The 13,805-nt window shown below is 72.3% G+C and carries 10 protein-coding genes and 1 tRNA gene; 4 read left to right on the forward strand and 7 right to left on the reverse strand.

Features of this window, described 5'->3' with window-relative positions; translation table 11 throughout:
• Positions 1-11: 11 nt before the first annotated feature.
• Genes ACIBPC_RS13575 through ACIBPC_RS13585 form a run of 3 tightly spaced genes read right to left on the reverse strand, consistent with a single transcriptional unit; the run spans position 12 to position 5,114 of the window.
• Positions 12-2,171: an acetate--CoA ligase family protein gene (locus ACIBPC_RS13575; protein WP_398843871.1), complete on the reverse strand. Its 2,160-nt coding sequence runs from the start codon at positions 2,169-2,171 to the stop codon at positions 12-14.
• Between the two features lies 1 nt (position 2,172).
• Positions 2,173-3,411: a formyl-CoA transferase gene (gene frc / locus ACIBPC_RS13580; protein ID WP_362967986.1), complete on the reverse strand. Its 1,239-nt coding sequence runs from the start codon at positions 3,409-3,411 to the stop codon at positions 2,173-2,175.
• Between the two features lie 11 nt (positions 3,412-3,422).
• Positions 3,423-5,114, reverse strand: coding sequence for a thiamine pyrophosphate-binding protein (locus tag ACIBPC_RS13585; protein ID WP_398843875.1), 1,692 nt, complete (start codon positions 5,112-5,114; stop codon positions 3,423-3,425).
• A 252-nt stretch (positions 5,115-5,366) separates the two neighbouring features.
• On the opposite strand from ACIBPC_RS13585, the gene ACIBPC_RS13590 reads away from it, so the two are divergent.
• The 4 genes from ACIBPC_RS13590 (at position 5,367) to ACIBPC_RS13605 (ending at position 9,165) form a co-directional block, all read left to right on the forward strand.
• Positions 5,367-5,451: transfer RNA gene (locus ACIBPC_RS13590), tRNA-Leu, on the forward strand.
• 479 nt (positions 5,452-5,930) lie between these two features.
• Complete coding sequence (locus ACIBPC_RS13595; protein WP_362967984.1) at positions 5,931-6,884, forward strand: sugar ABC transporter permease; 954 nt, start codon at positions 5,931-5,933, stop codon at positions 6,882-6,884.
• Positions 6,877-7,764 carry a carbohydrate ABC transporter permease gene (locus tag ACIBPC_RS13600; protein WP_398843878.1) on the forward strand — a complete coding sequence of 296 codons (888 nt, stop codon included), beginning with the start codon at positions 6,877-6,879 and terminating at the stop codon, positions 7,762-7,764. Before ACIBPC_RS13595 ends, ACIBPC_RS13600 begins: the two co-directional genes overlap by 8 nt.
• A gap of 51 nt (positions 7,765-7,815) precedes the next feature.
• Positions 7,816-9,165: an ABC transporter substrate-binding protein gene (locus ACIBPC_RS13605; RefSeq protein ID WP_398843881.1), complete on the forward strand. Its 1,350-nt coding sequence runs from the start codon at positions 7,816-7,818 to the stop codon at positions 9,163-9,165.
• 476 nt (positions 9,166-9,641) lie between these two features.
• On the opposite strand, the gene ACIBPC_RS13610 is transcribed toward ACIBPC_RS13605, so the two are convergent.
• From ACIBPC_RS13610 to ACIBPC_RS13625, 4 genes are all read right to left on the reverse strand, one after another.
• On the reverse strand, positions 9,642-10,388 hold the full coding sequence (locus ACIBPC_RS13610) for a cupin (RefSeq protein WP_398843884.1): 747 nt from the start codon (positions 10,386-10,388) through the stop codon (positions 9,642-9,644).
• A complete protein-coding gene (locus ACIBPC_RS13615) occupies positions 10,382-11,308 on the reverse strand; it encodes a PmoA family protein (protein ID WP_398843886.1) in 927 nt (308 codons plus the stop codon). Before ACIBPC_RS13615 ends, ACIBPC_RS13610 begins: the two co-directional genes overlap by 7 nt.
• The gene (locus tag ACIBPC_RS13620; RefSeq protein WP_398843889.1) at positions 11,305-12,426 is read right to left on the reverse strand and encodes a Gfo/Idh/MocA family protein; all 1,122 of its coding nucleotides are present in this window, start codon (positions 12,424-12,426) and stop codon (positions 11,305-11,307) included. Before ACIBPC_RS13620 ends, ACIBPC_RS13615 begins: the two co-directional genes overlap by 4 nt.
• A gap of 204 nt (positions 12,427-12,630) precedes the next feature.
• The gene (locus ACIBPC_RS13625) at positions 12,631-13,731 is read right to left on the reverse strand and encodes a LacI family DNA-binding transcriptional regulator (RefSeq protein ID WP_398843892.1); all 1,101 of its coding nucleotides are present in this window, start codon (positions 13,729-13,731) and stop codon (positions 12,631-12,633) included.
• Positions 13,732-13,805: the final 74 nt, after the last annotated feature.

Below are 13,805 nucleotides of genomic sequence, written 5' to 3' on the forward strand. Positions count from 1 at the left end.
CGGGAGACCGCTCAGGTGCGCAGGAGCCCCGCCGCCCGTGCCCAGCGGTACTTGGCGCCCAGCACCGCGACCGGCGTCTCGGTGGTGTAGGGGTACGCGGCCACGCCGTGCGCGAAGAGGTGGGCGCTCGCGCGCTCGACCTCCGTGTCGCCCGCGAGCGACGCGACGACGGGTTTGGTGATGCCGCGCGCCCTGAAGTCGGCGACGGCGCGGGCGGTGAGTTCGGCGAAGACCATCGGCGGCGTGATGACCGTGTGCCAGTAGCCGAGGACCAGGGCGTGGACGCGGGGGTCCTCCAGGCCGAGCCGGATGGCGGCCTCGTAGGTGGCGGGCGGTTCGCCGCCGGTGATGTCGACCGGGTTGCCCGCCGCGCCGAACGGCGGGATGAGGCGCCGGAACGCGGCGTCCAGGTCGGGCGGGATGTCCATCAGGCGCAGGCCGTTGTCGGCGACGGCGTCGGACAGCAGGACGCCGGAGCCGCCCGCGCCGGTGATGATCACGACGTTGTCGCCCGCCGGTGCGGGCAGGACGGGCAGGGCGCGCGCGTACTCCAGCATGTCGCCCAGTCCCGGCGCCCTGATGACGCCCGCCTGCCTGAGGATGTCGTCGTACACGGCGTCGTCGCCCGCCAGGGCGCCGGTATGGGAGCCGGCGGCGCGTGCCCCGGCGGCGGTGCGTCCGGCCTTGAGGACGACGACGGGTTTGCGCGGCACGGTGGCGCGCGCCGCCTCGACGAAGGCGCGGCCGTCCTTGAGGTCCTCCAGGTGCATGGCGACGCACTCGGTGTGCGGGTCCTCGCCGAACCAGGTGAGGAGGTCGTCCTCGTCGAGGTCGGACTTGTTGCCGAGGCCGACGATGGCGGAGACGCCGGTGCCGGTGGCGCGGGCGAAGCCGAGGATGGCCATGCCGATGCCGCCGGACTGGGAGGTGAGCGCGACCGGGCCCTTGATGTCGTAGGGCGTGCAGAAGGTGGCGCACAGGTCGTGCCAGGTGGAGTAGTAGCCGTAGATGTTGGGGCCCAGGAGGCGGACGCCGTGCTCCTCGGCGATGGCGGCGACGCGGTCCTGGAGGGCGCGTTCGCCGGTCTCGGCGAAGCCGGAGGGGATGAGGACGGCGTTGGGGACGCCCTTGCGGCCGGTCTCCTCCAGGGCGGCGGGGACGAGGCGGGCGGGGATGGCGAAGACGGCCACGTCCACGTCGCCGGGGACGTCGGTGATCGACGCGTACGCCTTGCGGCCGAGGATGTCGTCGGCGCGGGGGTTGACGGGGTGGATGTCGCCGGGGAAGCCGCCGTCCACGAGGTTGCGCATGACCGAGTTGCCGATCTTGCCCGTCTCGTTCGACGCGCCGATGACGGCGACCGAGCGGGGGCGCATGAGGCGGTCGGTGGAGGCGAGGATCTCCTCGCGGGTGTGGCGGCGGCGGGGCGGGGGCGGCGGGGCGCCGAGGAGGACGCGGATGTCGGCGGCGAGGACGCCGTTGGGGCCGGCGAAGACGGGGTTGAGGTCGATCTCGGCGATCTCGGCGAAGTCGGCGGCCAGTTGGGAGACGGCGGTGATGACGGCGGCCAGTGCCTCGCGGTCGGCGGGCGGTGTGCCGCGTACGCCGCGCAGGACGGCGGCGGCCTTGATGCCGTCGAGCATGGAGCGGGCGTCGGCGGTGGTGGCGGGGGCGAGGCGGAACGTCACGTCGCGCAGCACCTCGACCAGGACGCCGCCGAGGCCGAAGGCGACGAGCTTGCCGAACGTCGGGTCGGTGACGGCGCCGACGATGACCTCGTGGCTCCCTGGCGGGACCATCCGCTGGATCTGGACGCCCTCGACGCGGGCGTGGGGGGCGTACGCGCGGGCCGCGGAGGTGACGGCGGCGAACGCGTCGCGTACGGCGTCCGGGGTGCCGAGTCCGGTGCGGACGCCGCCCGCCTCGGTCTTGTGGGTGATGTCGGGGGAGACGATCTTGCAGGCGACGGGGAAGCCGATGTCGCGGGCGAGGGCGGCGGCCTCGTCGGCGGTGGCGGCGACGCCCTCGGCGGGGGTGGGTATGCCGTACGCGGTGGCGAGGGCGCGGCCCTCGGGGGCGGTGAGGGTGGTGCGGCCGGCGGCGCGGGCGGCGTCCAGGACGCGGCGGACCGTCTGCCTGGCCTGCTCGGGCGGGGTCGCTGGCGGGGTCACGTCAGATCACTCCGTTCGCCTTGAGGAGGTGGAGTTCCTCGTCCTGGAGGCCGAGTTCGCCGGTGTAGACGTCGGCGTTGTGCTCGCCGAGGAGCGGGGGGCGTTCGACGTCGGCGGGCGAGTCGGAGAGCTTGAGCGGGGAGCCGACCGTGAGGAACGGGCCGCGCTCGGGGTGTTCGACGCGGACGACCATCCCGTTCGCGGCGAGGGAGTCGTCCTCGATGATCTCCTTGGTGGAGAGGATCGGCCCGCAGGGGATGTTGTGCGCGACCAGGGCGCGCAGGACCTCCCATTTGGGGAGGGTCGCGCTCCACTCCTCGATGAGCTGGAAGAGCTTGCCGAGCCGGGGCAGGCGGGCCTCGGGGGTGGCCCAGTCGGGGTCGTCGGCCAGTTCGGGGCGGCCGATGAGGGCGGTGATGGGGCGCCAGCCGGTGGGCTGGACGATCACGTACACGTAGTCGTTCGGGCCGCCGGGTGCGCAGCGCACGGCCCAGCCGGGCTGGCCGCCGCCGCTGGCGTTGCCGGAGCGGGGGACCTCGTCGCCGAAGCTGTCGTTGGGGTACTCGGCGAGCGGGCCGTGCGCGAGGCGCTGCTGGTCGCGGAGCTTGACGCGGCACAGGTTGAGGACGGCGTGCTGCATGGCGACGTTGACGCGCTGGCCGCGTCCGGTGGTGGTGCGCTGGTAGAGGGCGGCGAGTATCCCGGCGACGCAGTGGACGCCGGTGCCGGAGTCGCCGATCTGGGCGCCGGTGGCGAGGGGCGGTCCGTCGTCGAAGCCGGTCGTGGACATCGAGCCGCCCATGGCCTGCGCGACGACCTCGTAGGCCTTGAAGCCGGTCCAGGGGCCTTCGCCGAAGCCCTTGATGGAGGCGTAGACGAGGCGCGGGTTGATCTCCTGGATGCGCTCCCAGGGGAAGCCCATGCGGTCGACGGCGCCGGGGCCGAAGTTCTCCACGAGGACGTCGCTGCGGCGGATCAGCTCGGTGAGGATCTCCTTGCCGCGCTCCGTCTTGGTGTTGAGGGTGATGCTGCGCTTGTTGCAGTTGAGCATCGTGAAGTAGAGGGAGTCCACGTCCGGGATGTCCCGCAGCTGCCGGCGGGTGATGTCGCCGGTGGGTGCCTCCAGTTTGACGACGTCGGCGCCGAGCCACGCGAGGAGCTGCGTGGCGGACGGGCCGGACTGGACGTGGGTCATGTCGAGGACGCGGATGCCGTGCAGGGCCTTGAGGGCTTCGCTCATCGCCTGGCTCCTCACTTGTACATGGTCTGGTTCATGGTTCCGGGGGCGTAGGCGTCGGGATCGATCCACACGTTGATCAGCGACGGCTTGCCGGACTCGCGGGCGCGGCGCAGGGCGGGCGCGATGCCGGCGGGGTCGCGCACCTCCTCGCCGTGGCCGCCGAGCATGCGGGCGAACCGGTCGAAGGGGACGTCGCCCAGGGTGTTGCCGACGCGTTCGCGCGCGGCGCCGTACTTGGCCTTCTGGCCGTAGCGGATCTGGTTCATCGAGGAGTTGTTGCCGATGACGCCGATGAAGGGCAGGTCGAAGCGGACCAGCGTCTCGAAGTCCCAGCCGGTGAGGGTGAACGCGCCGTCGCCGAAGAGGGTGACGACCTCCTTGTCCGGCCTGGCGAGCTTGGCGGCCATGGCGAAGGGGATCCCGACGCCGAGGGTGCCGAGCGGGCCGGGGTCCATCCAGTGGCCGGGCGACTTGGGCTGGACGACCTGTCCGGAGAACGTGACGATGTCGCCGCCGTCGCCGATGTAGACCGAGTCCTCGGTGAGGAAGTCGTTGATCTCGCTGACGAGGCGGTAGGGGTGGATGGGGGCGGCGTCGGAGCGCAGCTGGGGCAGGCGCTTGTCGAGGGCGGCCCGTTCGACGGCGCGCAGTTCGTCGCGCCATTCCTTGCGGCGTGCGGCGCCGCCGTTGAGCCGCCCGGAGGCGGCCTCGGTGACGGCGGACAGGACGCGTCCCGCGTCGCCGACGATGCCGAGGTCGATGTCGCGGTTCTTGCCGACCGTGCGGTAGTCGAGGTCGATCTGGACGACGGTGGCGTCGGCGGACAGCCGCCTGCCGTAGCCCATGCGGAAGTCGAACGGGGTGCCGACGATGATGATCAGGTCCGCCTTGGCGAACGCGTGGCGGCGGGAGAGCTGGAAGTGGTGCGGGTCGCCGGGCGGGAGGGTGCCGCGGCCGGCGCCGTTCATGTACGCGGGGACGTCGAGGGCGCGGACGAACCCGGTCGCCGCGTCGGTGGCGCGGCAGGTCCACACCTGGCTGCCGAGCAGGACGGCGGGGCGTTCGGCGTGCACGAGGAGGTCGGCGAGGCGTTCGACGGCGTCGGGGTCACCGGCGTTCCGCGTGGAGGCGCGGTACGCCCCGGCGCGGGGTATGCGGGCGGCGGCGAGCGGGACCTTGGCGTCGAGGACGTCGCGCGGGATCTCCAGGAACGAGGGTCCCGGCGCGCCGTGGAAGCACTCGCGGAAGGCCATGGAGACCATGTCGGCGGCGCGGGCGGTGTCGGGGACGGTCGCGGCGAACTTGGTGATCGGCGCCATCATGTCGACGTGCGGGAGGTCCTGGAGCGAGCCCATGCGGTGCTGCTTCAGGGCGCCCTGGCCGCCGATGAGCAGCATGGGCGACTCGGCGCGGAAGGCGTTGGCGACGCCGGTGACGGCGTCGGTGGTGCCGGGTCCCGCGGTGACGACGGCGCAGCCGGGGCGGCCGGTGAGGCGGGCGTGGCCGTCCGCGGCGTGGGCGGCGACCTGCTCGTGGCGTACGTCGACGACCTGGATGCCCTCGTCGACGCAGCCGTCGTAGATGTCGATGATGTGGCCGCCGCAGAGGGTGTAGACGACGTCGACCCCCTCCGCCTTGAGGGCCTTGGCGACCAGGTGCCCGCCGGAGATGGATTCCTGGCTGTCCTCGCTGTCCTCGGGCATGGCGATGCGCGTCCCTTCCTGGGGGGATTGCGGTGCCGGAGCAGGTATCCGCCCGGACCGCCGGACCAGCATCGGCGGCATACTGCATACAGTCGGGCGGATACTGGATACCGCACAGGACGATCCCACCGCCCCGGGCGGGCTGTCCAGAGGGCGTGCGGTTTCCGGCCGCCGGGTACGGGCGTGAAAGGCACCGCCGGATCTTGGTAAGGTGTGTGTCACCCGCCGGGGAGACCCGGCAGGCGCACACTCGTCCGGGTGGCGGAATGGCAGACGCGCTAGCTTGAGGTGCTAGTGCCCGTTTAAGGGCGTGGGGGTTCAAGTCCCCCCTCGGACACACAGAAACCCCAGCTGAGCTGGGGTTTTTTGCTGTTCACGGCCGCTGTGCCGACGTGGCCGCGCGGCGGTCCGCCCCGGGGGCGTCCGGCCGGGTGGCGCTCCCCGGCCCGCAAGCGCTTGCTGCGGTGTGCGGCGGGGGTCCGGAAGTCTTCCGCCGACCCATTGACATGCCAAGTTATCGATCACTAGGGTACCGGCCAGTCCTGGTGATCGATAACTTAACCAGAAAGTAACGGTAGTTCCGTGTATCGGTGAGCACGCCGTTCCACCACTCCCCCGTGGTCGATCTCCCCTGGCACAGCACCCCGGTGTCAGCCCCAGGGCTCCCCCACCCCGTGCGCACGAGCCGCCGCGCGTCGGGCAGTCCCCGTACGCGCCCTCGGAGAACCGCCGTTCCCCGGGGCCCCACGGCCGTAGTGCTCAGAGCAGAGAGGAACGCCCTGTGGAACGACTCATGGCACGAGGGGAGGGAGGCCGATGAGCGCTCTCGGCGAACTGCGGTCGATGAGCCGCGCCCGCGGCGTGGACACGCGCGGGCGGCGCGGGACGCCGAACGGCGCCGGACGCGACAACAAGGCGGCGCTGTTCTTCCTGGCGCCCTGGGTGATCGGGCTGGTGGGCATCACCATCGGCCCGATGATCGCCTCGCTGTATCTGGCCTTCACCGACTACAACCTGCTGCAGGACCCGCACTTCACAGGGCTGGACAACATCCGCCGGATGTTCGAGGACGACCGGCTCGCGCACTCGCTCCAGGTCACCTTCGTCTACGTGATCGTGTCGGTCCCGCTCCAGCTGGCCGTGGCGCTTGGCCTGGCCGTGCTGCTCGACCGGGGGCTCCGCGGCCTGTCGCTGTACCGCTCGGTGCTCTACCTGCCGTCCCTGCTCGGCGCCAGCGTCGCCATCGCCGTGCTGTGGCGGCTGGTGTTCGGCACCGAGGGGCTGTTCAACGCGTTCCTGTCGCTCTTCGGCGTGGAGGGGACCGGCTGGGTCTCCGACCCGGACACGGCGCTCGGCACGCTGATCATCCTGCACGTGTGGACCTTCGGCGCGCCCATGGTGATCTTCCTCGCGGGGCTCCGCCAGATACCCCGCGAGCTCTACGAGGCGGCGTCCACGGACGGCGCGACGAAGAAGCGCCAGTTCTTCTCCCTCACACTGCCCCTGCTCAGCCCGATCATCTTCTTCAACCTGGTGCTGGGGATCATCGGGAGTTTCCAGTCCTTCACCCAGAGTTTCATCGTCTCGAACGGGACCGGCGGGCCGAGCGATTCCACGCTCTTCTTCTCGCTCTACCTCTACCAGGAGGGCTTCACCAGTTTCCGCATGGGTTACGCCTCGGCCCTGGCCTGGCTGCTGCTGATCGTGATCGGTGCCTTCACCGCGCTCAACTTCTGGGCCTCCAAGTACTGGGTTTTCTACGATGACTGAGACAGCCGTCCCCGCCCCCGTCCCGGTTCCCGCGCGCTCCGCCCGCACCCGGCGCCGCCGTGTGACCAGCGTGATCAAGCACGTCTTCCTGGTCGTCATCTGCCTGTTGATGCTGTACCCGCTGCTGTGGATGGTCGTGAGTTCCCTCCGGCCGAACGGCGACATCTTCACCAGTCCTGGCCTGCTGGTCGACACCTTCGACTTCGACCACTATCCGACGGGCTGGGACGCGCTCAGCTATCCGTTCAGCACCTATCTGCTCAATTCGGCGCTGGTGGTGCTGGGTTCCGTCATCGGGAATCTGGTCTCGTGCTCGATGGCCGCCTACGCGTTCGCGCGGCTGAACTTCCGTTTCAAAAGGCTGGCGTTCATCGCCATGCTGATCACGATCATGCTGCCGATCCACGTGCTGATCATCCCGCAGTACGTGTTCTTCGCGCAGCTGGGCTGGATCAACACCTACCTGCCGCTGATCGTCCCGAAGTTCCTGGCGACCGACGCGTTCTTCATCTTCCTGATGGTGCAGTTCATCCGGGGGATCCCGCGGGAACTCGACGAGGCCGCCCGTATCGACGGCGCCGGGCACGTCAGGATATTCGGCCAGATCATGCTGCCGCTGATGGTGCCCGCGCTGGCGACCACGGCGATCTTCACGTTCATCTGGACGTGGAACGACTTCTTCACGCAGCTGATCTTCGTCACGAAGCCCGACCTCTACACCGTGCCGGTGGCGCTGCGTTCCTTCGTGGACGCGCAGTCCTCCTCGGACTACGGCGCACTGTTCGCGATGAGCGTCGTCTCGCTGATCCCGGTGTTCCTGGTGTTCCTCTTCGGCCAGCGGTTCCTGCTGCGCGGCATCGCCACCACCGGCGGAAAGTGACAGGAGGGCGGCATGAGAGACCAGTCATCCGAAGAGAACGGGAGGAGCGCCATGCGACGCACCACCACGGGGCGGCGGGGCGCGCGGCGGCTCGTCCGGGGCGCGTTCACCGCCGGGACCGCCGTCACCCTGGCCACCGCCCTGGCGGCGTGCGGCATCGGCGAGGGCTTCGAGGGCGAGCCCGAACTGTCCGACGGCAAGGTCACCATCAGCGTCAACTGGTGGGGCGCCGACGCCAGGACGCGGGCCACCGAGGCGGCCATCGAGCTGTTCGAGGACGAGCACCCGAACATCGACGTGGAGCCGCAGTTCGCCGACTGGAGCGGCTACTGGGACCGGCTGGCCACCACGACGGCCGCCGGGGAGATGCCGGACGTCTCGCAGTTCGACCAGCTCTACCTGGCCGCCTACGCCCAGCGCGGCGCGCTGCTCGACCTCGGCCGTGTCTCCGAGTTCCTCGATCCCTCCGTGCTCGGCGACCAGTTGCTGGACAGCGGCCGCGTCCGCGGCAGCCTCTACGCGGTGCCGACCGGCGGCACGGCCAGCGCCATCATCATCAACACCACGCTCTTCGAGCAGTACGGCGTGCCCGTGCCGGACACCGAGCACTGGACGTGGGAGGACTTCGAGGAGGCGGGCCGGGCGCTGACCGAGGCGTCGGACGGCGAGGTGCACGGCATCTCCCCGTGGGGCGGCGACGCGATCACCCTCACGGTCTGGGCGCGGCAGCACGGCGCGCAGGTCTTCGACGACGAGGGGAACGTGGCGCTGCCCGCCGATGTGCTGGCCGGCTACTGGCAGGAGGTCCGGGACCTCATCGACTCGGGAGCCGCGCCGGGCAGCACGCAACTGGCCGAGACGGGCGGCCTCCCGCTCGACCAGGGCGATCTGGTGACGGGCAGGACGGCGATGGGGTTCATCCCCGCGGGGATGTTCAACGCCTATCAGTCGGCCGCTCCCGACTACGGGTTCACCATCGCCGACTGGCCGACCGATCCGGACACCCACGAGGGCTTCCAGTACCTCAAGCCGTCCATGTACTGGGCCATCTCCTCGACCACGCAGCACCCGGCGGAAGCCGCCCTGCTGATCGACTTCTTCACCAACGACCCCCGTGTCGGGGAGCTGTTCGGGGTGGACCGGGGTGAGCCCGGCAACCCGCGCTTCCGGGAACTGATCGAATCCGATCTGGACCCGGGCACCCGGGAGGCGATGGCGTTCAGCAGCCGCGTCACGGCGGACATCCGTGACACGCCGCCGATCACCCCGCCGGGCGCCAGCGACCTGGAGACGGTGCTCGGCCGGTACAACCAGCAGGTCATCTTCGGTGACGCGAGCCCGGAGGAGGCGGCGGAGGACTTCCTCAACGAGCTGAACGACTCGGTGCGCGCGGCTGGTTGACGCCTGTCCGCCTGTCCGCCCTGTCCCGCTCCCCCGTCCCCGGCGCCTCCCGGGGGCGGGGGACGCCGCGTGAGGGGATGTCACGGAGCGTTGTCAGTGGTGCGTGCGACGATCCACGCATGAGGGATCGAAGCAGGACACAGCGGGGGGTGAGGCGGTGCCCCGGCCGCCGGGCGGTCACCGGGCGTTGGGTGTCCCGGCGCGGGGCGGTGGCCGGGCCGTTCGGCGCGGGTCTCCGGATGCGCGTGCGGCTCCGGTGGGTCCGGCTGCTGCACGGACAGGCGCCGCGACCGCCGACGCGGCTCGCGGGCGGGATGCCCGCCTTCGGGCGCCGGGTGGTGGGCGCCGGTCGTCGCGGTGTGGCGCGCGGTCTCGCGGGCCGGTGGCGGTGGCGGTGGCCGCCGGACGGCGGCGAGGCCGGCCCCGGCGGGCGCCGAGACCGGCCTGGGAGGGGACCGGGTGGGTGTGACGTCTTGTCAGTCGTCCAGCCGGTGGAGGGTGGTGCCGGGCAGCTCGTACTCGTCGCGGCGGCCGCACATGCCGTAGCCGCCGAGCCGCGAGGGCTCCGCGCCGTACGCGGTGGCCTCCGCCAGGTACGCCGGTTCACCGGCTTCGAGCGCCGCCAGGTGCGCGCCGGTGCGCTCGGCGGCGGCCAGCGCTCCCGCCCGCCACAGCTCGCGCCACTGGGGGACCCGGTCCCGGACCAGCCGCGCCGCCGCACGCTGGAACGCGAGGAACGGCTCGGGGTCGCCCGCCGCCAGCGCGTCCCGCAGCGGCAGATAGCCCTCCACCGCCAGGTCGCGGCGGCGGCGGGCGGCGGCCTCCGCCTCGGGCCCCGACTTCGCCGGGAGCGCCGCCTCCCCGGCATAGCGCTCCGGGTCGGCCAGCACGTCGGGCGGGAAGGTGAACACCGCGTCGCCGGCTTCCGGCAGCCCGCTGTTCTGCATCAGCACGGTGATGCGCAGGCCACCGCCCTGCACCATGCGGTGCACCGTGCCGGGCGTGAACCAGGCCACGGCGCCCTCTTCGAGCGGCGTGTCGCGGTACCCGTCGGGGCTGAGCGTCTGCACCGCGCCCCGCCCGCCGGTGACCGCATACGCCTCGGTGCACACCAGGTGCAGGTGCGGGCTCCCCCCGCACACCCCGTCGGCCGCCGCCCAGTCGTAGGCCCGCAGGTGGGAGAGTCCCACCGCGCCCGGCAGGGGCCGGGGCAGGCTCACCACGACAGCTCCGCCAGCGCGCCCGCCACCCGTTCGCGGTCCCAGGCGCCGTCGGCGACGAGGACCCGGTAGCGGAAGGCGAACGCGTCGCCCGGCGGCAGCTCGAACTCCTCGAAGAACGCCCAGGAGAACGCCACGGTGGGGATGGGCGTGGACCGCACGAACCAGTGCGACCCGTGCACCGCCCGCTCGGGGTCGAGGTTCTCCGGCGCGTGCGCGAAGACGAGCGTCGACGCCGCGTCCACGTCGTCGTGCGTGCCGGAGAAGGCGAGCCAGGGTCCCTGGGTGCCCATCAGCGCCTCCTGCCCCTCGGCGCCGCCGGGGCCGAACACCGTGCCGCCGGTGAGGTCCCGGGGCCCGCGCCACTGGAGGCCGGTGTACCCGGCCATCTCCCGCCCGGCGGTGGTCGGCGACCCGAAGCGCAGCGGCTCGTCGCGGAGGTTGGTCAGCCGGATCGACCAGTCGAGCGCCCAGGACCCGGCGGCCTCGTCCACCGCGTGGACGGTGACGCCGCGCCGTTCCCCGGCCCACTCGGCGCCGTCGTTCGCCACCCAGGTCAGGTCCTCGGCCAGCGTGAGCCGCTCGTCGGTGGCGGTGAGGTCGGCGAAGCCGTCGTGGCGCATCGAGCCGACACGCTCCGGGACGCGCTGGTAGCCCTGGTCGGGCCCGAGGTAGGAGTGGCCGCCCCAGAAGTTCTGGCCGGACAGGTGGCTGGCGGTCATCTGGAGGCCCTTGTGCCAGCGGTGGTCGTTGGGCCGGTAGCCGCTGACGAGTCGGCCCGACAGCGTGCGCAGCGGGTGCACGTACGGCTTGCGCGACTCGTACGGCTCCGGGTCCGGGCGGTAGACGTAGGAGAGCAGGTCCACGCCGCCCGCCGAGACGGTGATCCGCTCACCGTGGATGTGGTCGACCTTGATCGTCATCGCTGGGGCCTCCAGTCCGGGTGGTCGCCGTGCATGGCGGTGTAGTAGGGGTCGCCCTCGCCGATCTCCCCGGCGAGTACCGGCCGTCCGGTGAACGCGGACTTGTACAGCGCCGCCGCGAACTCGACGGTGCGGCGGGCGTCCTGGCCGCTGCCCGGGGGGCGCTCGCCCCGTTCGAGGGCGTCGAGCAGGGCGCCGAGCTGGGCCGCGTGCGAGCTGGGCAGGTCGTCGGCCGGGGTGCGCCAGCGGGCCACCCGCGCGTCGTCGCCGAGCCCGGGGCGCGGCGTGTACACCCAGTCCCCGTTGGAGTGGCCGTAGAGATGGGTCAGTTCGACGGTCGCCTCGGCGCAGTCCACGCGGATGCGGCTGACCTCGTCGGGCGACAGGACGCTGTTGACGACGGTGGCCAGCGCGCCGTTCTCGAAGCGCACCAGCGCGGTGGACACGTCCTCGCTCTCCACGTCGTGCACCAGCCGCGCCGCCATGGCGCGCACCTCGGTCCACTCGCCCAGCAGGTGGAGCAGCAGGTCGAACTGGTGGATGCCGTGCCCCATGGTCGGCCCGCCGCCCTCGGTCGCCCACCGGCCGCGCCACGGGACGGTGTAGTACGCCCGGTCCCGGTACCAGGTGGTCTGGCAGTGGGCGACGAGCGGGGCGCCGAGTTCGCCCCCGGCGATGAGCCGCCGCGCGTGCCGCGCCCCGGAGCCGTAGCGATGCTGGAAGACGACGGAGGCGTGGCTGCCGGTGGCGCGCTCCGCCGCGGCGACGGCGTCGTACTCGGCGAGGGAGAGGGTCAGTGGCTTCTCGCAGAGCACCGAGGCGCCGGCTTCGAGCGCCGCGACCGTCTGCTCCCCGTGGAGCGAGGGGGGCGTGCCGATGAGGACCAGGTCGGGGGACGCCTCGCGCAGCATGGTGCCGAGGTCGGTGAACTCCTCGGCCGCCAGGCCGGCTTCACCGGCCTTCCGCCGGAAGGCGGCCAGCCGCTCGGGGGCGACGTCCACGGCGGCGACGAGTTCGACGCGGTCGGCATGGGCCCGGAGGGCGGGGAGATGGCTGCCGGTGACGATGCCACCGGTGCCGACGACCGCCGCGCGCAGTCGGGACGGAGGTGAGGGCATGGGAGACGGCTCCTCGATTCAGAAAGCGCTTGCAGCACCCCACCCTACGATTTAAGTTATCGATCACACAAGACCCAGCGGAGCGTCGCCCACCGGCTGCCGGGAGCACGTTCCCGCAGGTCAGCCGGGCTTTCCGGCACCCTGGGCGCGGCGTGTCCTGGCGGTCAGGCGGTCAGGCGGTCAGGCGGTCAGGCGGTCAGGCGGTCAGGAAAGGGAGGCCGGCGCGGGGCCGACGGATCCGCGCGGCACCAGGCGGTTGATCCCGTCGCTGGTCAGCGGCGGGGCCACCGGCGCCTCTCCCCTGAGCAGGGCCAGCAGCCGGCCGAAGGCGACCCAGCCCTGCCGTTCCCGGTCCACGCTGACCGTGGACAGGGGCGGGTCGAAGTACCGCCCCAGTTCGTCGTCGTCCCAGCCGAACACGCTCACCCGCCCCGGTACGTCCACCCCGACGCTCTGCAGGCCCCGGATCACGCCGAACGCCATCTGGTCGTTGGCGGCGAACACGGCCGTCACCGGCGAGCCCGCGACGACGTCCCTGGCCGCGTCCCACCCGGCCCGCACGCTCCAGTCGGCCTCGACGACGGCATGCGAAACGAGCCCGAGATCGGCCACCGCCGACTCGTAAACGGCCCTGCGGTTGCGCGCCGACGGCCAGCTGGACGGCCCCGCGACATGGAGGAACGTGCGGTGCCCGAGCCCGGCCAGGTGCGCGACGATCTCTGCGGCCGGGGTGGCGTCGGCGAGGACGCCGCGCGAGCGCATGTTGTCGTCGTACTCCCCCTCGACGACCAGCGGGACGCGCAGCGCGGCGGGCGCGAGCGCAGCGATGTTGTCCGGGAGCGCGGCGAACGACAGCAGGCCGTCCACGTTCTCCGGCTGGAGGAGGGTGCCGATGCGGGCGGCGCGGGCGGTCGCGTCGCCTTCGAGGCCGACCACGTCCAGCAGGTACCCCGCCTCGTGCGCGGCCGCCGCCGCGCCCCGCAGCAGGCGGTTGGGGACGAAGCTCGTGGAGTCGGGCAGGATCACGGCGACCCGGTTGGTGCGCCGGGTGCGCATCGACCTGGCGGCGAGGTTGGGCCGGTAGTCGAGCGCGCGGACCGCCTCGGACACCTTGCGCACGGTGTCGGGCCGCATCGTCGGGTCCTTGCGCAGGAACCGGGAGACCGTCTGGTGCGACACCCCGGCGAGCCTGGCGACCTCGTAGATCGTCGCCGCCTTCCTGGCGGGCCCGGCCGCCGCTCCGGTCCCCGTCCGCGCGACGGTCGTCTCCGCGTCCCCCGGCGGTGTCGCGGGCTGCTCCGGCATCTGGTCGTCCCCTCCGGTCGGGTGTGGCGGCGTGGCGGCGGGCGGCGCCGGGGCACCGCCCGTGTGAACGTTCA

The organism is Streptomyces sp. NPDC049879 (genome assembly GCF_044461265.1).
In the GTDB taxonomy this organism is placed as follows: Bacteria; Actinomycetota; Actinomycetes; order Streptomycetales; family Streptomycetaceae; genus Streptomyces.